Source organism: Paenibacillus aurantiacus (genome assembly GCF_042431225.1).
Classification (GTDB): Bacteria; Bacillota; Bacilli; order Paenibacillales; family Paenibacillaceae; genus Paenibacillus_Z; species Paenibacillus_Z aurantiacus.
On sequence record NZ_JBHMDO010000055.1, the window covers coordinates 82,483 to 98,488 of the forward strand.

Annotated in this window: 18 protein-coding genes, 5 tRNA genes, 2 pseudogenes and 1 riboswitch; of the genes and pseudogenes, 16 read left to right on the forward strand and 9 right to left on the reverse strand. The window is 56.2% G+C overall.

Annotation, left to right across the window (positions count from 1 at the left end; genetic code table 11):
* Window positions 1-630: 630 nt before the first annotated feature.
* The 4 genes from ACFFSY_RS34195 to ACFFSY_RS34210 all read left to right on the forward strand — a co-directional run bounded on the left by ACFFSY_RS34195 (window position 631) and on the right by ACFFSY_RS34210 (window position 3,931).
* A complete protein-coding gene (locus ACFFSY_RS34195; protein ID WP_377502960.1) occupies window positions 631-1,305 on the forward strand; it encodes a GGDEF domain-containing protein in 675 nt (224 codons plus the stop codon).
* 26 nt (window positions 1,306-1,331) lie between these two features.
* Window positions 1,332-2,414 (forward strand): HD-GYP domain-containing protein, encoded by a 1,083-nt coding sequence (locus ACFFSY_RS34200; protein WP_377502962.1) that lies wholly within the window; start codon window positions 1,332-1,334, stop codon window positions 2,412-2,414.
* Window positions 2,415-2,465: 51 nt separating this feature from the next.
* Window positions 2,466-2,560: riboswitch (cyclic di-GMP riboswitch) on the forward strand.
* An 89-nt stretch (window positions 2,561-2,649) separates the two neighbouring features.
* Entirely contained in the window at window positions 2,650-3,366 is a 717-nt protein-coding gene (locus tag ACFFSY_RS34205) for a PilZ domain-containing protein (RefSeq protein ID WP_377502964.1), read from the forward strand.
* Window positions 3,367-3,577: 211 nt separating this feature from the next.
* Window positions 3,578-3,931 (forward strand): hypothetical protein, encoded by a 354-nt coding sequence (locus tag ACFFSY_RS34210; RefSeq protein ID WP_377502966.1) that lies wholly within the window; start codon window positions 3,578-3,580, stop codon window positions 3,929-3,931.
* A gap of 135 nt (window positions 3,932-4,066) precedes the next feature.
* On the opposite strand, the gene ACFFSY_RS34215 is transcribed toward ACFFSY_RS34210, so the two are convergent.
* Together ACFFSY_RS34215 and ACFFSY_RS34220 are read right to left on the reverse strand one after the other, a co-directional pair.
* Window positions 4,067-4,381, reverse strand: coding sequence for a dehydrogenase (locus ACFFSY_RS34215; protein WP_377502968.1), 315 nt, complete (start codon window positions 4,379-4,381; stop codon window positions 4,067-4,069).
* Window positions 4,382-4,452: 71 nt separating this feature from the next.
* Complete coding sequence (locus ACFFSY_RS34220; protein WP_377502970.1) at window positions 4,453-4,899, reverse strand: cupredoxin domain-containing protein; 447 nt, start codon at window positions 4,897-4,899, stop codon at window positions 4,453-4,455.
* Between the two features lie 210 nt (window positions 4,900-5,109).
* Between ACFFSY_RS34220 and uptA the strand changes: the two genes are divergently transcribed.
* From uptA to ACFFSY_RS34240, 4 genes are all read left to right on the forward strand, one after another.
* Window positions 5,110-5,718, forward strand: a complete 609-nt coding sequence (gene uptA, locus ACFFSY_RS34225; RefSeq protein ID WP_377502972.1) for an undecaprenyl phosphate transporter UptA — start codon at window positions 5,110-5,112, stop codon at window positions 5,716-5,718.
* Between the two features lie 92 nt (window positions 5,719-5,810).
* Complete coding sequence (locus ACFFSY_RS34230; protein ID WP_377502974.1) at window positions 5,811-6,377, forward strand: thioredoxin family protein; 567 nt, start codon at window positions 5,811-5,813, stop codon at window positions 6,375-6,377.
* Between the two features lie 5 nt (window positions 6,378-6,382).
* Window positions 6,383-7,021: an MBL fold metallo-hydrolase gene (locus ACFFSY_RS34235; protein ID WP_377502976.1), complete on the forward strand. Its 639-nt coding sequence runs from the start codon at window positions 6,383-6,385 to the stop codon at window positions 7,019-7,021.
* 176 nt (window positions 7,022-7,197) lie between these two features.
* Window positions 7,198-9,357, forward strand: a complete 2,160-nt coding sequence (locus ACFFSY_RS34240) for a Tex family protein (protein WP_377503049.1) — start codon at window positions 7,198-7,200, stop codon at window positions 9,355-9,357.
* A 348-nt stretch (window positions 9,358-9,705) separates the two neighbouring features.
* On the opposite strand, the gene cmpA is transcribed toward ACFFSY_RS34240, so the two are convergent.
* Window positions 9,706-9,849 carry a cortex morphogenetic protein CmpA gene (gene cmpA / locus ACFFSY_RS34245; protein WP_148932675.1) on the reverse strand — a complete coding sequence of 48 codons (144 nt, stop codon included), beginning with the start codon at window positions 9,847-9,849 and terminating at the stop codon, window positions 9,706-9,708.
* A 111-nt stretch (window positions 9,850-9,960) separates the two neighbouring features.
* On the reverse strand, window positions 9,961-10,314 hold the full coding sequence (locus tag ACFFSY_RS34250) for a hydrolase/acyltransferase (protein ID WP_377502978.1): 354 nt from the start codon (window positions 10,312-10,314) through the stop codon (window positions 9,961-9,963).
* A gap of 123 nt (window positions 10,315-10,437) precedes the next feature.
* On the opposite strand from ACFFSY_RS34250, the gene ACFFSY_RS34255 reads away from it, so the two are divergent.
* The 6 genes from ACFFSY_RS34255 (at window position 10,438) to ACFFSY_RS34280 (ending at window position 11,627) form a co-directional block, all read left to right on the forward strand.
* Entirely contained in the window at window positions 10,438-10,920 is a 483-nt protein-coding gene (locus tag ACFFSY_RS34255; RefSeq protein WP_377502980.1) for a SprT family protein, read from the forward strand.
* A 34-nt stretch (window positions 10,921-10,954) separates the two neighbouring features.
* Window positions 10,955-11,030: transfer RNA gene (locus tag ACFFSY_RS34260), tRNA-Asn, on the forward strand.
* Window positions 11,031-11,035: 5 nt separating this feature from the next.
* Window positions 11,036-11,126 (forward strand) — tRNA-Ser (locus tag ACFFSY_RS34265).
* A gap of 255 nt (window positions 11,127-11,381) precedes the next feature.
* A tRNA-Glu gene (locus ACFFSY_RS34270) sits at window positions 11,382-11,456 on the forward strand.
* Between the two features lie 5 nt (window positions 11,457-11,461).
* A tRNA-Lys gene (locus ACFFSY_RS34275) sits at window positions 11,462-11,534 on the forward strand.
* A gap of 12 nt (window positions 11,535-11,546) precedes the next feature.
* Window positions 11,547-11,627, forward strand: a tRNA-Leu gene (locus ACFFSY_RS34280).
* Between the two features lie 162 nt (window positions 11,628-11,789).
* Here the strand turns inward: ACFFSY_RS34280 and ACFFSY_RS34285 are convergent.
* From ACFFSY_RS34285 to ACFFSY_RS34300, 4 genes and pseudogenes are all read right to left on the reverse strand, one after another.
* Window positions 11,790-12,377, reverse strand: a complete 588-nt coding sequence (locus ACFFSY_RS34285; protein WP_377502982.1) for a restriction endonuclease — start codon at window positions 12,375-12,377, stop codon at window positions 11,790-11,792.
* A gap of 567 nt (window positions 12,378-12,944) precedes the next feature.
* On the reverse strand, window positions 12,945-13,409 hold the full coding sequence (locus ACFFSY_RS34290; RefSeq protein WP_377502984.1) for an ImmA/IrrE family metallo-endopeptidase: 465 nt from the start codon (window positions 13,407-13,409) through the stop codon (window positions 12,945-12,947).
* 6 nt (window positions 13,410-13,415) lie between these two features.
* Window positions 13,416-13,526: pseudogene (locus ACFFSY_RS34295) on the reverse strand (helix-turn-helix domain-containing protein); the annotation flags it as partial.
* A gap of 297 nt (window positions 13,527-13,823) precedes the next feature.
* Window positions 13,824-14,000 (reverse strand): annotated as a pseudogene (locus tag ACFFSY_RS34300) (helix-turn-helix domain-containing protein); the annotation flags it as partial.
* Between the two features lie 390 nt (window positions 14,001-14,390).
* Here ACFFSY_RS34300 and ACFFSY_RS34305 point away from each other — a divergent pair.
* Both ACFFSY_RS34305 and ACFFSY_RS34310 read left to right on the forward strand, forming a co-directional pair.
* The gene (locus ACFFSY_RS34305) at window positions 14,391-14,999 is read left to right on the forward strand and encodes an RNA polymerase subunit sigma-24 (protein WP_377502986.1); all 609 of its coding nucleotides are present in this window, start codon (window positions 14,391-14,393) and stop codon (window positions 14,997-14,999) included.
* Between the two features lie 281 nt (window positions 15,000-15,280).
* The gene (locus tag ACFFSY_RS34310; protein WP_377502988.1) at window positions 15,281-15,685 is read left to right on the forward strand and encodes a phage holin family protein; all 405 of its coding nucleotides are present in this window, start codon (window positions 15,281-15,283) and stop codon (window positions 15,683-15,685) included.
* A gap of 59 nt (window positions 15,686-15,744) precedes the next feature.
* Here ACFFSY_RS34310 and ACFFSY_RS34315 read toward each other — a convergent pair whose 3' ends face one another.
* Window positions 15,745-15,975: a cold-shock protein gene (locus tag ACFFSY_RS34315; RefSeq protein ID WP_377502990.1), complete on the reverse strand. Its 231-nt coding sequence runs from the start codon at window positions 15,973-15,975 to the stop codon at window positions 15,745-15,747.
* Window positions 15,976-16,006 lie beyond the last annotated feature (31 nt).

Genomic DNA, 16,006 nt, shown 5'->3' on the forward strand with positions numbered 1-16,006 from the left:
TTCGAATACATGACATAGAGATTGTCGACGCAAATTGCGTATGATAAAATAAAAACTATACGCGAAGTCCTAGGAAAAATCCGTTAATTCAGATGTGGGACGATCGTTTCGGGACTGACGGCAGGGGTGGATTGCTGTCTGTTCCTCGTTCTTTTGAGATTCTTGTTCCTATCGTTGTCCATAACGTTATCCTCTTACTGCATAGAGCATCCCTGCTGCTTCTGCGTGATGCGATGGCCGATGATATAGAGAAGGCCGGCGCGCTGATTTTGCGCCGCTGGCGGAACGTAATTCTTTGCGCATGCTAGCTGCTTATCGCTTAACTGTCGACGCCTAAGGGAATTGTTGGAAGCGATTCCGAACGACTGCTTCTGCCCGATTTCGAAGTCGAACGACAGGTTTCATCATCTATAAATTCGGTTCGTTCGCAGTCTTCCCGGGCCGTGTGCGACGTGCTGGACATTCTTCCGGCGAAGCGAGGCTCGCGGGAGGGCAAGGGGCGTTCGAATCGATCCCCGCGGGACTGACAGTTCCCCTTCGTCCCCGAGAAGGGATTGGCGCGAAGAAGGGTTGCAATCAGGTAGTCGAGCGATGAGAAGGAGAGGGAGACGGGTGGCGTATCGAGGTAGAATGACAGCAATAGCGGCCGCGGTCGGCTTGTCCGGCGGCGCCGCGCTTTACGGGCTTTGGCCCGAGGAAAGTCATCTGCTTCGGGCTTGCGCCGGCGCGCTGATGTTTGCCGCCGTCTCCGTCCCCGCTGGCTGGTGGCTAGGTTGGAAGTATGACCGGCTGGCCCGGCTGTCTGTCATGGACCCGCTGACAGGCGCTTACAATCGGCGCTTCGTGGAGACGGGATTCGTCAAATTGACGGCACGTGCCAGTAAACAGCGTAAGCGGATGGCCATCATACTGCTCGATGTCAACGATTTCAAGCAAGTCAACGATTCGCTCGGCCATGCCAAAGGCGACGCGGCGATCCGTGAGGTCGCGCTGGCGCTTCGACATTGCGCGGAGTGCGGGGAGATCGTGGCGCGGTGGGGCGGCGATGAGTTCATGGTCATCTGCCCCTATGCCGACGACAAGGCGGTCGCCACGCTGCTGCGCAGCGTTCGCGAGCGACTGGAATATGCCTCGCTGCGTACGGGAATCCGGCTTGCCGTATCGGCTGGAGTGGCCGCCTATCCGGCTGACGGCGCTCAGATCAGCCAGCTTGCGCAGATTGCCGATACAAGGATGTATGCAGACAAGCTGTTGGCCAAACGAGACCAAGCCGAACAGGAATCGGCGCAGGCAATGGCACAATAAACAGGCAATCAAAGGCGGAATGGCAAATGAGAAAAGCGCATATTTCCTCGGTAAGGCCGGGGGACAAACTGGGGCGCACCGTCTTTCAAGAGAATGGCAATGTTCTGCTGGGGGAAGGCGTCGAGTTAACCCAACGATTTATCGACAGGCTGGAGAATTTGGGCATCGACATGCTCTATATCCAAGATGACATGACCGAGGATCTGGAGCCAAGCTCGGCGATTCAGGACGAGACGCGCCGCAAGGCGATGAACGAAGTCCACAAGACGATGACGACGCTCATGGATACGCACAAGACCAAAGGGCGCACGGTCGCCCCGGAGCTTGGACGCACGTTCCGCACGGTATTCGGTCAGATGATGCAGGACCTGTCTGCACGGCAAGACATGTTGGTCAGCTTGACGAATATTCAAGCGATGGACTCTTATCTCTTCAATCATTCGGTTAATGTCGCTATACTCGCCGGCATTATGGGCGTGGCCAAAGGATACAACCGCAATCAGCTGGAGGAGCTGGGCGTCGGTGCTTTACTGTTCGATATCGGCATGACGCAAGTGCCGAAGGAACTGCTGAACAAGGCGGCGTTCTTGAGCGACACGGAGCGTGGCTCGGTTCAGAAGCATGCGGAGGATGGGTTCAACCTGCTTCGCGCGCAGCACGACGTATCGTTGTTGTCGGCGCACTGCGCGTTCCAACATCACGAGCGGTTCGACGGAAGCGGGTATCCCCGCGGGATCAAAGGCAACGACATTCACGAATACGCCCAGATCATCGCCATCGCGGACGTTTACGACGCGCTGACCTCGCCGAGACCGCACCGCAAACGGTATACGCCGACGGAAGCGATCGAGTTTTTGTTCGCGGCGGGCAATACGTACTTCGACGTGAATTTGATCAAAATGTTCTGTAAACACATCTCCATCTATCCGATTGCGACGACCGTGCTGTTAAGCTCCGGCCAGATCGCTGTCGTATCCGCCAACAACCCGCTGGCCGTCCACCGTCCGACGGTGAGAATCATTCGGGAAGCGGACGGCAACCCGCCGGCGGCGGCGTACGAGATCGAACTGAAGGATTCCAACAACTTGCTCATCGTCAAGGAAGTTTAACCGCGGCGCGAAGCGTTGGCGAAGACACGCGAACCGCGTGGACAATTGAATGCACGACAAAGGCAAACTTGCTGAAAGGCAAGGACGCAAAGCTAAAGGGTCTACCGTTCGCGTGCATCGCGGACAACGACAGCCTGGCCGCCGAAGCGAGGGCATCCGTGTACAGGATGACGAAGGCGGCTCAAGTTCCAGGAAGCGGCTTTTTTATTTTGTATTCACGGAGGCACACCACATCATGACGAGAGCATCTAGAGTTGAACAATCCGGCGTGTACGGCAAAGAAATGACGACGTATCCCCTGCAGGCGCTGCTCGATAGCAGAACGGTCGTCGAGAAGGACGGGTACGTATCCACGGGTCTGGTCACCCATGTGGAAGGCGAGATGCTGGAGATCGAAATGTCCGAGTTCAAGTCGTTCCATCTGGGAGACCCGGTTCATCTTACGCTCTATTCGCCGGTTGGCATCCAGCGGCTGCAATCCACCGTTATCGCGGTGGCGGAAGGGTCGCTGGCTGTGCTGCTGCCGCCCAAGTCGCTGGCGGGGCTGGAGGAGAAGCGGGAGGCGACCCGCGTCGAGGTCCGGCTGGACGGGAAGATTCAGCCAAGCACACAGGCAACCGGGGCGGAAGGCGCGGACGACATCGACGAGGAGCCGGCGGCGGTATTCAAGACGAGGAATGTGTCGCTCAGCGGCATCGGGTTCGAAGCCGTGCATAACGTGACGCTTGGCATCGGCGAGATCCTGCCGGCGGTCGTCTCGCTGGGTCATGAGCTCAGCTGCCAGCTGGAGATCGTGCGGCGCGAGTTGGAAGGGGAATATTGCTTCTACGGCGCGCGCTTCGTGGGGTTGAACGAGCTGCAGACGAGGATGCTTCGCGCGTTCTTGATCCGCGAGCAAGTATCGAATTATTACCGGATCAAGGAGAAGCGCAAGTCGCTGGAGCGCATGTAAGCCGTTCGCCCGACATGAACGTGGATTGGGGAATCAAGGGAACCGGCTGCGGCCGCGTTTCCTTTTTTTATTTGCTAGTCAGATGTCGATAGCCGATAAATCTCCCGCCTGCCGAACCTGACAAAATAGGTAAGAGGCTGCGTGCGTTCGTCCGGGCCGCTCTTGTTTCCCTAGCATATGCTGAAGGAAACGCAAGAGGAGGAGTTGGAGAATGGCATCGACTCGAGTAAAACCGAAGCGTCTCGCATCCAGCAAGGGGAGGGTCATCCGTACGGCCAAAATCCCGACCGGAAGCGCGAAAGCCGTCTACTTGAACCGGTTGACGGTGCTGTGGGTCCAGAACAACGGCGTCACGTTCAACACGAGAGGATTTTTCGCCCGCCTATTCCGAAACAACACGCTGGTCTCGACCGCTTTTTTTGACAATTTCGGCGTTGTGCAGTTCGGCAACGTCGGCGTGCTGACGACGTCCAATCTGACGATCCGCATCTTTAACACGCACGGCGTGCAATTCCGTTCCCGGAGCATTCCGGCGGGTTCGGAGGCATTCGCCGTCATCGGCTAGGGGCTGCGGCTCCGCATCGCCGACGGTCCGTTGCGGCGAACGCATAGTCCATCTTCGCTGCAATGCACAATGGCGCCACAGGCATGAGGCCTGCGGCGCCATTTGGCATGTCTAGCTCTGACTACGGAAAGGGGGCTAACCGCCGAACGCTTCGCGGAAGGCCGCCTGGAGTTTGGCCAAGTCGACGTCCCACAATTCGGCGATCTCCGCGCTGACGTTCTCGTCCCACCAGTCGGCGAGTTTGCGGCGGTTGCTTTGGTTCTCCGCAATCCAGGGGAGATTGAGGGCTACTTTCTTGAAGTACAGCTTCTCCGCCGCTTCGAGCTTTTCTTTGGAGACGTAGACGTTCAGACGCTTGACGGTCCGGTACAGCTCATTGTCGCAGGCACGCCGGATTTTGCGCGCGGTCGGCAGCCCGGCCGCATGTTTGGAAGGGGGGGATGGTTTCATCGTGACCGACTCCTCTCATTCCCCTATATATGCGAGCGGCTGCCGAATGGTCACCTGCCCGGGCCCAGCCTCTATTGCACGTAAATGTAGCCAACCATCGGACCGTTATGCTCGCGCGTATCGTGCGTTTGGCAGATGATCGGATAGGTGCCTTTCTTCTCCGCCTTGAATTTGACGACCGTCGTTTTGCCTTTCTCCACCGTCCCTTGGACGCCGAGTCCTTCGATGACGAACGGATGCGTTTCGCCGCTGATGCCCGTTAGATGCAGCTCGACTTCCTCGCCGGAGCTCACGAAGATGCTGCTCGGCGACCAGAGATAGGCTTCGATCTTTTTGCCGCCGGCGTCGCGCGCCTCGAATTCCCCTGTGACCAGATGCATGACGCGCGTCTGGCTAGGCGTCGCCATGGCGGCCTGCGACTGGTTCCACTTGAAGCATACGACCGCGACAACGACGGCTAGGAGCAAAACCGCGAACAGCTTGAGTTGTTTTTTGGTAATGACGAAAATGTTGGTCATGCAACGCCCACCTGCTTTCTTCGTATTAAACACAGCTAGTCTATGCACGGGCTTGTTCAGGCATGTCTACCGGTTTTTGGCAGCATTCGTGCGATGTGACGGAATTGTCACTTTATTGTGTGTATGGTCTTATGGAGGCATGCCACCTGATGTGCTAGAATACCGATAGAGACAGAAGCGTTCAAATTTAGAAATGATAGGAGACGGAGAATGGAGTGGATTCACGAGCTTGCAACCACCGCGTTGCACTGGATTGAGGAGTTAGGTTATTGGGGCATTATCATCGGTCTTGCGATCGAAGTCATCCCGAGCGAAATCGTGCTGGCGTTCGGCGGCTACCTGGTGTACAAGGGCGAGATTACCTTCCTGGCCGCGGTTATTTGCGGAACGATCGGCGCGGTCATCCAACAGTGGATACTATATGCGATCGGCAGATTTGCCGGCAGGCCATTCTTTGAAAAATACGGCAAGTTCATCAAAATTTCGCCGAAGCACTTGGATACGGCGGAGAAATGGTTCAATAAATACGGCTCCGGCATCGTCTTCACGGCCCGGTTCGTACCGGTTATGCGCCAAGCGATCTCGATTCCGGCCGGCATGGCGCGCATGAATTTCGGTCTGTTCACGATCTTGACGCTGCTTGCATCGATCCCGTGGTCGATCCTGTTCGTGTACTTGGGCAATTCGCTCGGCGACCAATGGGAGAATATCGATGAGAAGGCCGGGCCTTATGTACAGCCTGCGCTGCTGATCGCGATTGCGCTGTTGGTCGTGTACGTCCTGTTCAAGACGCTTCGTAAGCGCGGCAAAACGGTATAATTTGGTGCCGTAGCTCCGGGTTTGGTACAATGGAGAGAAGTTGGATCAACGATTGACTCGTACATAACGATCATTTCCCAGGAGGGATACCGATGAGCAAGAACGTAGCGAACAAGCTGAACAAAGGCATTAGTCCGCAGCAGTTTATTGACGGTATGCAGAAGAATAAGGAAGCGTTCGAGGATTGGAGCAATCGGTTCGAGTGGCACAGCGAAGAAGACCGCGCGTTCTTCGCAGGACTGCGGAACCGCGGCGACCTGCGCATCCTGATCTTGATGGCCGAGTGGTGCGGCGACGTCGTGCGCAACGTGCCGGTCGTGTTCAAGGCGCTTGAGCATTCTGGCCTTCCGGTAGAAGTCTTGATCATGGAAGAGCATCTGGATACGATGGACGAATTCCTGACGATGGGCGGACGTTCGATTCCGATCGTCATCGCGGCGAACGCCGAAGGCGACGTGCTCGGCCAGTGGGGACCGCGTCCGGCACACGTGCAGGAAGCGATGATTGCCTTCAAGCAGGCGAATCCGGACCGCGAGGCTGCCGATTACCAGGAGAAGCTCGCCGAGACGCGCCAAGAGATGGGACGCCGCTACGGCGATGGCACCGATTATCAGCAGACGATCGTAACCGAGCTTCGCGAGTTGCTCGCCAAGGTGTAAGGGATATGACGCTGAAAATCGAAACGTTCTCCCTTGGACCTTTGCAGACGAATTGTTATTTGGTAATCGAAGAAACCGGCACGCGCGGCTTCGTCGTCGATCCCGGCATGGGGCCGAAGCGATTGCTGGACCGGATCGCGACGCTTGGCTTGACGATCGAGGCGATCGTGCTTACGCACGCGCATTTCGACCATATGGGCGGCGTGGACGAGGCGCGCAAGGCGCTGAAGTGTCCTGTCTATCTGCACGATCTGGAGGCGGACTGGCTGACGGATGCGAAGAAGAATGGTTCGACGCGTTGGCCGGACGTTACCGGTCCGCTGACGACGGAGCCGGCTGAACACGCGCTGGCGGACGGACAGAAGCTGACGTTGATCGGTCACTCGTTCGAGGTGCTGCATACGCCGGGTCACTCGCCGGGCAGCGTAAGCTTGGTCTGCGGCGAGCATCTGATCAGCGGGGACGTGCTGTTCCGTCAATCGGTCGGGCGTACGGATCTGCCGGGCGGCCGCGAGCGCGACTTGTACGACTCGATCCGCGGTAAGCTGTACAAGCTGAACCCGAACACGCGCGTCTATCCGGGACACGGCCCGCAGACGACGATCGGATTCGAAATGGCGAACAACCCTTACGTTCCGGCTTAAGCCGGGCGTAGGGGTTTCTCCTTAAGTAGAGGGTAAGAAGACGGGATGTAATCTTGTGATGGAGGCTTGGATCATTGGCAGAGACGAAGCAACGCGCGAAGGAAGAAGAGCTGGATAACGGCATCGGCAAGACCGAGCTGACGCCCGAGGAGAAAGCGGCAGAGCAGGAGCGGATCATGAAGCGGATCGCGGCTGAGCTGAGCTTGCCGCTGACGAAGATCAAAGCGGCCGTCGGGCTGCTGGATGAAGGCAATACGATACCGTTCATAGCCCGTTATCGCAAGGAGATGACCGGCGAGCTGGACGAGAACGAGCTTCGCTCGATCGAAGAGAAGCTGCAATATATGCGGAATCTGGAGCTTCGCAAACGCGAGGTTATCCGCCTAATTGACGAGCAGGGGAAGCTGACGGATGAATTGAAAGCGTCGATTGTCGCTTCGGCGAAGCTGCAAGAGGTGGAAGATCTGTACCGGCCCTATCGCCAGAAGCGGAAGACGCGGGCGAGCGTGGCGAAGGAGCGCGGGCTGGAGCCGCTCGCGCAGTGGCTGCTGTCCCAGCCGCGGCAGGGCGACCCGCAGCGGGAGGCGGCGCGTTACGTCGATGCCGACAAGGGCGTCGCGACGCCGGAGGAGGCGCTGCAGGGCGCGATGGACATTATCGCGGAGCAGCTCGCCGACGATGCCAAGATTCGCGCGTGGGTGCGCAAATTCACGTTCGATAACGGCATTCTGCGCACCGAGGCGAAGGACAAGGACCAGGAATCGGTCTATGAAATGTACTACAGCTACCAGGAGCCGGTGAAGCGTCTGCCGCCGCACCGGACGCTGGCCATTAACCGCGGGGAGCGCGAGGAAGTGCTGCGCGTCGCGTTGGACGTGCAGGCCGAGCGTATTCGCGACTATATCGACCGTCAGACAATTCGCGGCGGGACGCCGCAGCCGATCAAGGAGATTTTGCTCGCGACGATCGAAGATGCTTACAAGCGACTCATCGCGCCATCCATCGAGCGCGAGGTGCGCGGGGAGCTGACGGATAAGGCGGAGGAGCACGCGATCTCCATCTTCTCGGCGAACCTGCGCAATCTGCTGCTCCAGCCGCCGGTACGCGGCAACGTCGTGCTCGGCGTCGATCCGGCATTCCGGACCGGCTGCAAGCTGGCCGTCATCGACGAGACCGGCAAGCTGCTCGAGGTGGCCGTCTCTTATCCGACGCCGCCGAACAACAAGGTCGCCGAAGCGGAGAAGCTCATTAACGGCTTGATCGATAAGTATAAGGTCGAGCTGATCGTCATCGGCAACGGCACGGCTTCCCGCGAGACCGAGCAGTTCATCGCCAGGCTGATCGCCGGACGCAAGTCCGCGGGCAAGGATAAGGAGCTCGGGCTCAAGTACATTATCGTGAACGAAGCTGGCGCCAGCGTCTACTCGGCCTCCAAGCTGGCAGCCGAAGAGTTCCCGTCCCTCGACGTCGCCGAGCGGAGCGCGGTCTCGATCGCGCGTCGCCTGCAGGACCCGCTTGCGGAGCTCGTGAAGATCGAACCGAAGGCGATCGGCGTCGGCCAATACCAGCATGACGTCAGCCAGAAGCGGCTGGAGGAGAGCTTGGGCGGCGTCGTGGAGTCCGCGGTCAACCATGTCGGCGTCGACGTGAATACGGCCTCGCCGTCGCTGCTCTCGTACGTGGCTGGCATTAATGCGACGACCGCGAAGAATATCGTCAAGTACCGGGAAGAGAACGGCAAGTTCTCGGATCGCAAAGCGCTGAAGAGCGTGCCGCGGCTTGGCGCGAAGACGTACGAGCAGTGCATCGGCTTCATCCGCGTGCCGGAGAGCGCCAACCAGCTCGATCGGACGCCGATCCATCCGGAGTCGTACGACGTCGTGGACAAGCTGGTGAAGGCGCTCGGCTTGAAGCTGGCGGATCTTGGTACCGAGTCGTTCAAGAGCGAGCTCGCGGCGCTGAACGCCGACGAGATGGCCGCGAAGCTTGGCGTCGGCGCGCCGACGCTGCGCGACATCGTGGATAGCCTGCTGCGCCCGGGCCGCGACCCGCGCGAGGAGCTGCCGCCACCGATTTTCAGCACCGACGTGCTCGACATCGAGGATCTGAAGCCGGGCATGGAGCTGCACGGCACCGTGCGCAACGTCATCGACTTCGGCGCGTTCGTCGACATCGGCATCAAGAACGACGGGCTCGTCCATATTTCGCAGCTGAGCAACAAGTTCGTTAAGCACCCGATGGACGTCGTCTCGGTCGGCGACAACGTTACGGTCTGGGTGCTGAGCGTCGACCTGAAGAAGGGGCGCGTCAGCTTGACGATGCGCAAGCCGGAGTAGCGAAGAGGGAATTAGCCGGGCAGGCAGGTATCGCAGGGAGAGGCACAAAAAGGCGGAGATAACGCTGTTGGCTGATCGGATGAAGGGATGGTCGTAGCCCTCGGTGGCATACATTTGACTGATGCACCAGACCAGACAGCGTCGAACCATCCGATTCTCCAGCCGTCGATATGGCGACGCCTGCTCTCCGCGTTGGCAACCGCCTGCCGGCGCATAAAGCGCAGCAACAAAGCCCTGACGGCATGCGTCAGGGCTTTGTTGTTATCGAGGTATGGCCAGTTAGTTGAGGCAGCGCTGGGCGCAGATGCGTCCGTACATGCGGTGCCGCGTCCGCGAAAGAGCCGCTCCTCAAGGTTGCTGCAGCTCGACGCTATCGTCATCCGGACGTTGTTTCGTCCGATAGAAGTACCAGCAGTCATTTAACAGCCGGATTTGCCGCCGGTCTTTTTTGAGAAATGCCCGCATCAGTTGGTTGCACAGCCATTGCGGCATACGCATCGCCTCCTTCCCGTCTGCCGTCGTACTCTTAGCATATGGGCATTGGCGGAGGTCCGTGCAGGTCCCACGGCAAGCTGCGCGGCGATTGAGGCGGGCGGGGCTTGTCTAGCCTTCCATTTCCTCTTCGTACCACTGCTCAAGCTGCGCCTGGAGCGCGCGGATCTCGGTCAGCAGCGAGATGAGCGGATACGATTTCTCCTCGATGGCGGAGAAGCTCTTCTCGAGCTCATTTATGTAATCGAGTCCCGAATGGATCGTCAGCGATTTGTCGTGCAAGTCGACATTGTCGCATTCCGCGATCGCGTAAGGCAGCGCGGGCACGTTAGCCGCCGTCAGCTTATCGACTTCTTTGTGCAGGCGAAGATTCAAGGCGCTAAGCTGATAAGCGTGGGAAGCCGGCATTTCCACGAACGAGACGCCTTCCGCGCCGCTTAGAATAATAAAACGCATTTGTGGCATAAACATTGTTCTCCCCTCGGACACATCCATACTACTTGACAGTGTAGCGTATTCGTCCTTTAAAATTCAAGTAGGAAAGAAAGCGGCAGCCGCCTCCGGCGCAGCCGCGGATTGGAGATTACCATGACAGACGACATGCTGCAGCAATGGGTGGAGCGGGTATCGCTTCGCGATTTCGGACGACCCTTCCGTCATCGGGCGTCGTTCAACGGACGGCTGAAGGCGACAGGAGGACGATATTTTATGAAATCCCACAATATCGAGATCAGTCCGCATCAGCTGGCCGCATACGGCGAAGAAGAGACGGAGAAGATCATCAAGCACGAGCTATGTCACTACCATCTGCATTTGCTCGGACGGGGCTTCCAGCATCGCGACGCGGATTTCAAGCAGCTGCTTGCGCAAGTAGGCGGTTCGCGCTTTTGCCAATCGCTGCCGGAGCGGGCCAATCGGAAGCCGGCGCCATATAAATACAAGCTGCTGTGCAAAAACTGCGGGATGGAGTATTTGCGCCGCAGACGGGTGGATCCGAGACGGTACGCCTGCGGCAGATGCAGAGGCAAATTGTTGCTTCAAGAACTTGACTTCACGAAAACAACATGTTAAATTATTACTTGTCACTGCATAATAATGCCAACGTTCCCTGATAGCTCAGTTGGTAGAGCACTCGACTGTTAATCGAGTTGTCACAGGTTCGAGTCCTGTTCGGGGAGCCATTCATGGAGAAGTACCCAAGTGGCTCAAGGGGACCCTCTGCTAAGGGGTTAGACTGCGTAAGTGGTGCGAGGGTTCGAATCCCTCCTTCTCCGCCACCATTGCAATGACAAGGATCGTCTTCGGACGGTCCTTTTTTGTTTGGTCATGGGAAGGGGGGGAGGTTGGAGCAGGGGAGAGGAGGCGGGGCTGCGATTTCGAGATCTGCATAGCGTCAATTAGCGTCATATAAGCGTGTATGACCATTACGCTACAGCGTTCGACATTTTATGAAAAAAGTCTTGCGCGTTAAGCTGCAAAATGCTATTATCTAAAAGTCGCTTGTTGCAAGCGATGCTAGATTTGTGTTGCGAGGCCCGTTGGTCAAGGGGTTAAGACACCTCCCTTTCACGGAGGTAACAGGGGTTCGAATCCCCTACGGGTCACCATTTGCGAGCCATTAGCTCAGTTGGTAGAGCACCTGACTTTTAATCAGGGTGTCGTAGGTTCGAGTCCTACATGGCTCACTTTTCATATTCGCGGTCGTGGTGGAATGGCAGACACACCATCTTGAGGGGGTGGCGGGGCAACCCGTGCGAGTTCGACTCTCGCCGACCGCATTATAGCTTTAGACGATTGAAACCCTTGCGGAGCAAGGGTTTTTTCTTGTCTATCAATTGGGATGGATATTTAATACTTAAGCTTGTCTGTTTGTGGCCACGTTTGGTGCTCACGAAGTGTTCAGTAAAGGTTGTTTATCGAGCTTTTCTGTTTTTTACAGGCTACCACTTGGGCCATCTTTTGAGTTTGTCCTCAACGACACCGCCATGCCAATACTCGACCTTAAAAATATCGGCTTCTTTTTTTGCAGGCCCTGTTAAATCCGAAGTCGTAACAAGCAATGATAAGATGCAGTCATGATTACGCTTAGCAGCGACTAACTCGCGGACCGTCTGGACATTAACTGTATTGTGGTCGGCATAACATTTAGCTTGCACAGCGGTCTTTTCACCTCGTTTGTCGATTATTACTAGATCGACCCCGCCATCATTACCGCCAACGCCTACTTCATGAACGACATAACCCTGGTCTCTGAAGTACATTGCCAACAATCTCTCGAACTCAACCCCGTTAATTTCATGTAGAGGGCTGGACAAGATAATTTCGTCAGGTCTGCATGTCTTAGAGGATCTGCTTGTATTTAATTTCTTGATTGGTGTTATCTTTTTTGAATTGGAGCTTCTTGAGGATTTAGCTTTCACGGAAGATTTTTTCTTTGCTCTTCTCTTCTTACGTGTTGGCTTCTCTAGTGCACCAGCAAGTGCACTCAAAAAGATAATTCCAATGATAAACCACATTGATAAACTCATGTGTTTCCCCCTATGTAATTTGTTGCCACTATTAGTAACATAATATACCACCAGCGCGCGGTACCTGTCATCTTCTGACCATCGCATTATAGCTTTAAAACAAATGAAAACCTTGCGGAGCAAGGTTTTCATTTGTTTATCTATTTTACTGATCAAACGCTGAACTTTGTTAGTAGGCGATCGAGAATCGCATTCGCACATATTCAGGAATCGCGACAAGAACGTAAGTATGCTCCAACCATTGCGATTCCTGGTAATCGTAAAACTAAGCAGTATCGTATATTGAAGGAAAAAGGGTCCGACTGCTGGAGTGAATCTAATGAACTAATTATAGATGGTGGGCGCTTAGCATCATTACGTTGGGTATCTATTCGTTCTGGCTTGGCATTAAGCTGGAGCAATGGAAGACGAAGCATACTCACTTTGCTTAAATCCCATTGTTCAATTCCTCTCGTTGAAAGTCTTCGCGCTTCGCGATGAGGAAATAAAGACGGCATGCAGGCTTCCATTGGAAGCACGCATGCCGTCTTATTGTGTTGCACCGCTCAACCCGTACTCAACATCCGCCTACTCGAACATCTCCGCTACGCCGAGCGGGTCGAAATAAATAATATATTTCCCTTCGAACACCGCCAGCCGGCCATGTTTCTCCCGATAATGCTTGATAGCCTGCTCCAGAAAATCCTCGATGACGTCGAGGTGTTCCGCGAGTTCGAATCTTCCCTTCACGCCGGCCTGGTAGGCGCGCACGATGCCGGAAAGCGGGACGAGCTTCTCGTAGGCCCAGTTGCGGGCGCGCTTCTCCTGCCGGCGGTTCTCGAGCTGCTGCTGATCCAGGATGTCGCCGCTGGTCGTATGGTAATGCCCGAGCTCCTCTGCCAGGACGCAGCCTTTCTCGGCCGTCGTTGGAAGGAAGCGGTTAATCCAGATCACGTTGTCGCCATAGAGACCTTTGATGGCGGGGCGCATCGTTCGTTCGTACACGTCGACGCCTTCCCGTTCCGCGGCTCGCAGCAGTGATTCATAGCCCACAGCCCATCACCCCCTGCGGTTTCGTTTCGATCGAATGAATTCCTTGAACCTTCGGATCTCCTCTAATTCTTCTTCTGTCCAATCTTCGCCCTCATGGTGAGCCGCGATCGTCTCCAGAGCGTCGTCGGCTTGGATGAGGCGATCGGCAACCGCATGACGCTTCTCGTTGCCTGTCCGTCCCGGCATGGGTTCCGCAACGTCGATGGCGGGTTGCGAGGCGCGACCTTCCGTACCTGGAGACTCTGCTGCGGCACGCAACGAGGTCGTATGGGTGCCGGAGAGTGCGGCAAGGCCAGGCGCTTCGATCGCATCGTGGCCAGCTTGCGCCTGGTCGGTCAGCTCGCTGATCGACATGCCGAGCGGCTGGTGGTTATCCTCGGGTTGTGCCGGAATGGACTGGCCGAGCAGGTAATCCAGCGAGACGCCGAACAGCTCCGCGAGCTTCACGGCATGACCAGCGCTCAATTTCCGGCGGCCGCGCTCAATATTGTAGTAATACTGGGTCGAGATGCCGAGCTTCTCCGCTACCTCGGCCCCGGTCAAGTCTTTGACGCGCCGGGTGATCCGGATGCGATCGTGTGAGGGATGCATGGTATCCGCCTTTCATTCCAACTAGTAGTTATAATTTATCATCTATTTGGATAGAAAACAAACGGATTAGCGACAATGATCAGAAATAGCACGAAAGTAGGAGGGAAATGCGATTTATATCTACTAGCGCGACTAGAATCCGCCTTTTTGGATCGTAAGTACCCTTGATATAAGTATCCAAATAGAATACTATCTATTCGTGGGCATCTGGTTGCTCGGTAAGCTTCCCAATGTCCTTGAGCTATGAACATCAGCATGGCGCAGGATTTCAGCGTGGAATGGACAAGCAGGCGCACCGCACTTGCGAAAGCGGGCTTCCTCCAGGAGCGCGGCAGCGATTGACGCATCCGAATTACAATCCGGATCTCATGAAGATGGAGGGATGACGCTATGTGCAACAAGCGTGCCATCGAACAGCTGTCTAGTTATAAAACGATCGTAGCCCGGATGAAAATGCTGGCGAAATACCCGGTTGGTTCCGGCATTTACTTAAGCGCCGTAAATCAGGATGATCATTTGCAGCAGCTTCACGCCCAGCTTCGCAAGCTGCCAAGTTATATGTATTTATCCAAGCATGAGCAGAAGCTGGAGACGGTGGCACATGCATATTTGACCCGCTATCCGGCGGGCACGAAGAGCCAGCTTGCCGAGGTAAGCAAGGCGAGAGGACGTGATGAAGAGGACGAGCGGATGCTTCAGGAGCTGAGGGGCGCAATCGAAAAGGTGATCGAAGCGAGGGCGGGAAAGCTGGATGGCTTCGACGCGATCATCGAACGGCTCGGCGAACTACAGCATCTGGAGCAGCGGAAGAAGCAAATTGAATGGGGGCTCGAAGTGTTGGAGGAATTCAAGCCGGACTACGGCCGGTTGCTACGGTTGCAGTATATTGAAGGCAAGACGGCTGTAGCGAACGCGATGGAGCTTGGAATCTCGGAGCGTACGTTTCGCAGATGGAAGCAGGAGGCGCTGGCGGCTTACGGGAAATTGATGGCGGAGTGAAGAGGGTGTGTGGCGACAAGTGAATACGACAAGTTCGAAGGCATGCTCATGACGAGCGTGCCTCTTTGGCAATCATGGCGTCGCTCGGGATCGATCAAGGCGAGACGACCGCAAGTTGGCCGTATGCCGGCCGCAACATGACCGTTATGAGCGGACTTGCCGTGCTACGATGATGGTGTCGAGGAGGAGAGGCAGTAGGCGGCGGTCGAATCCGGACGAAGGCGATTTGCGCCGACTGTCGCTTTTCCTAACCATGTACCCAAATAAGGAGGTTGTATGGCATGCAATGGCTTCTTAACGGCATCGTCGGATTTACGGGTGCTTCGGCATCGTACCTCTACGGAGGCTGGAGCGGGCTGCTGGAAATTTTCTTTCTCGCTATGGCATTCGAATATGTGACGGGGATGGCTGTATCTCTCATAGGGCATCGCCGGCGGGTCAAGCGGCTGAGAGGCTGGGGACTGTTGAAAAAGGTACTGATGGCGGGCGCGGTTTGGTTTGCGCATCGAATCGACCTTGCGTTCGACCTCGACTCCGTCATGGCCGGTGTGTTATACGGCTTTTTGATGCATGAGCTGATCTCGCTTGCGGACAATTACGGCAAACTCGGATTGCCGTTCGGCAAATACATGTCCCCGGTGATCGGGCTGCTGAAGAGCAGGCTGGAGAAGGGCGAGACGAAGTAGCGTTCGAAAAAAGAAAACACCCGTTATCCGGGTGTCGGTGGCAAAGGAGGCATGCCGAGTCAAGTAATGGGCGTGCCTTTCTTTAGTGCTTTCATATCCTTGTTCGTGTTCACGAGCGAGGGGAGCAATTTGACGCTGGCGGCCATGGTGTTTGAACAGAGATGACAGGTGGGCGAAGTGGCGAACGCGAATTCGTCCCGTATCCATCCGACGCATCCCTCGGTCATGCAGGTCCAGATGGCGGTCTCTTCATGCGGCAGATCTTCGATCGGTCTTTTGCGGTAATACATGAGCTACCCCTCTCTTCTTGCCAAAACGAAA

What these genes read in the sequence shown, in the direction of transcription:
- ACFFSY_RS34210 (WP_377502966.1), top strand. Translation starts at nt 3,578, where the DNA reads ATGGCATCGACTCGAGTAAAACCGAAGCGTCTCGCATCCAGCAAGGGG.
- uptA (WP_377502972.1), top strand. Translation starts at nt 5,110, where the DNA reads ATGGAGTGGATTCACGAGCTTGCAACCACCGCGTTGCACTGGATTGAG.
- ACFFSY_RS34315 (WP_377502990.1), bottom strand. Translation starts at nt 15,975, where the DNA reads ATGTATTACCGCAAAAGACCGATCGAAGATCTGCCGCATGAAGAGACC.
- ACFFSY_RS34220 (WP_377502970.1), bottom strand. Translation starts at nt 4,899, where the DNA reads ATGACCAACATTTTCGTCATTACCAAAAAACAACTCAAGCTGTTCGCG.
- ACFFSY_RS34240 (WP_377503049.1), top strand. Translation starts at nt 7,198, where the DNA reads ATGAAGCGGATCGCGGCTGAGCTGAGCTTGCCGCTGACGAAGATCAAA.
- ACFFSY_RS34285 (WP_377502982.1), bottom strand. Translation starts at nt 12,377, where the DNA reads ATGAGTTTATCAATGTGGTTTATCATTGGAATTATCTTTTTGAGTGCA.
- ACFFSY_RS34310 (WP_377502988.1), top strand. Translation starts at nt 15,281, where the DNA reads ATGCAATGGCTTCTTAACGGCATCGTCGGATTTACGGGTGCTTCGGCA.
- ACFFSY_RS34305 (WP_377502986.1), top strand. Translation starts at nt 14,391, where the DNA reads ATGTGCAACAAGCGTGCCATCGAACAGCTGTCTAGTTATAAAACGATC.
- ACFFSY_RS34205 (WP_377502964.1), top strand. Translation starts at nt 2,650, where the DNA reads ATGACGAGAGCATCTAGAGTTGAACAATCCGGCGTGTACGGCAAAGAA.
- ACFFSY_RS34255 (WP_377502980.1), top strand. Translation starts at nt 10,438, where the DNA reads ATGACAGACGACATGCTGCAGCAATGGGTGGAGCGGGTATCGCTTCGC.
- cmpA (WP_148932675.1), bottom strand. Translation starts at nt 9,849, where the DNA reads ATGCCGCAATGGCTGTGCAACCAACTGATGCGGGCATTTCTCAAAAAA.
- ACFFSY_RS34250 (WP_377502978.1), bottom strand. Translation starts at nt 10,314, where the DNA reads ATGCCACAAATGCGTTTTATTATTCTAAGCGGCGCGGAAGGCGTCTCG.
- ACFFSY_RS34230 (WP_377502974.1), top strand. Translation starts at nt 5,811, where the DNA reads ATGAGCAAGAACGTAGCGAACAAGCTGAACAAAGGCATTAGTCCGCAG.
- ACFFSY_RS34195 (WP_377502960.1), top strand. Translation starts at nt 631, where the DNA reads ATGACAGCAATAGCGGCCGCGGTCGGCTTGTCCGGCGGCGCCGCGCTT.
- ACFFSY_RS34235 (WP_377502976.1), top strand. Translation starts at nt 6,383, where the DNA reads ATGACGCTGAAAATCGAAACGTTCTCCCTTGGACCTTTGCAGACGAAT.
- ACFFSY_RS34200 (WP_377502962.1), top strand. Translation starts at nt 1,332, where the DNA reads ATGAGAAAAGCGCATATTTCCTCGGTAAGGCCGGGGGACAAACTGGGG.
- ACFFSY_RS34215 (WP_377502968.1), bottom strand. Translation starts at nt 4,381, where the DNA reads ATGAAACCATCCCCCCCTTCCAAACATGCGGCCGGGCTGCCGACCGCG.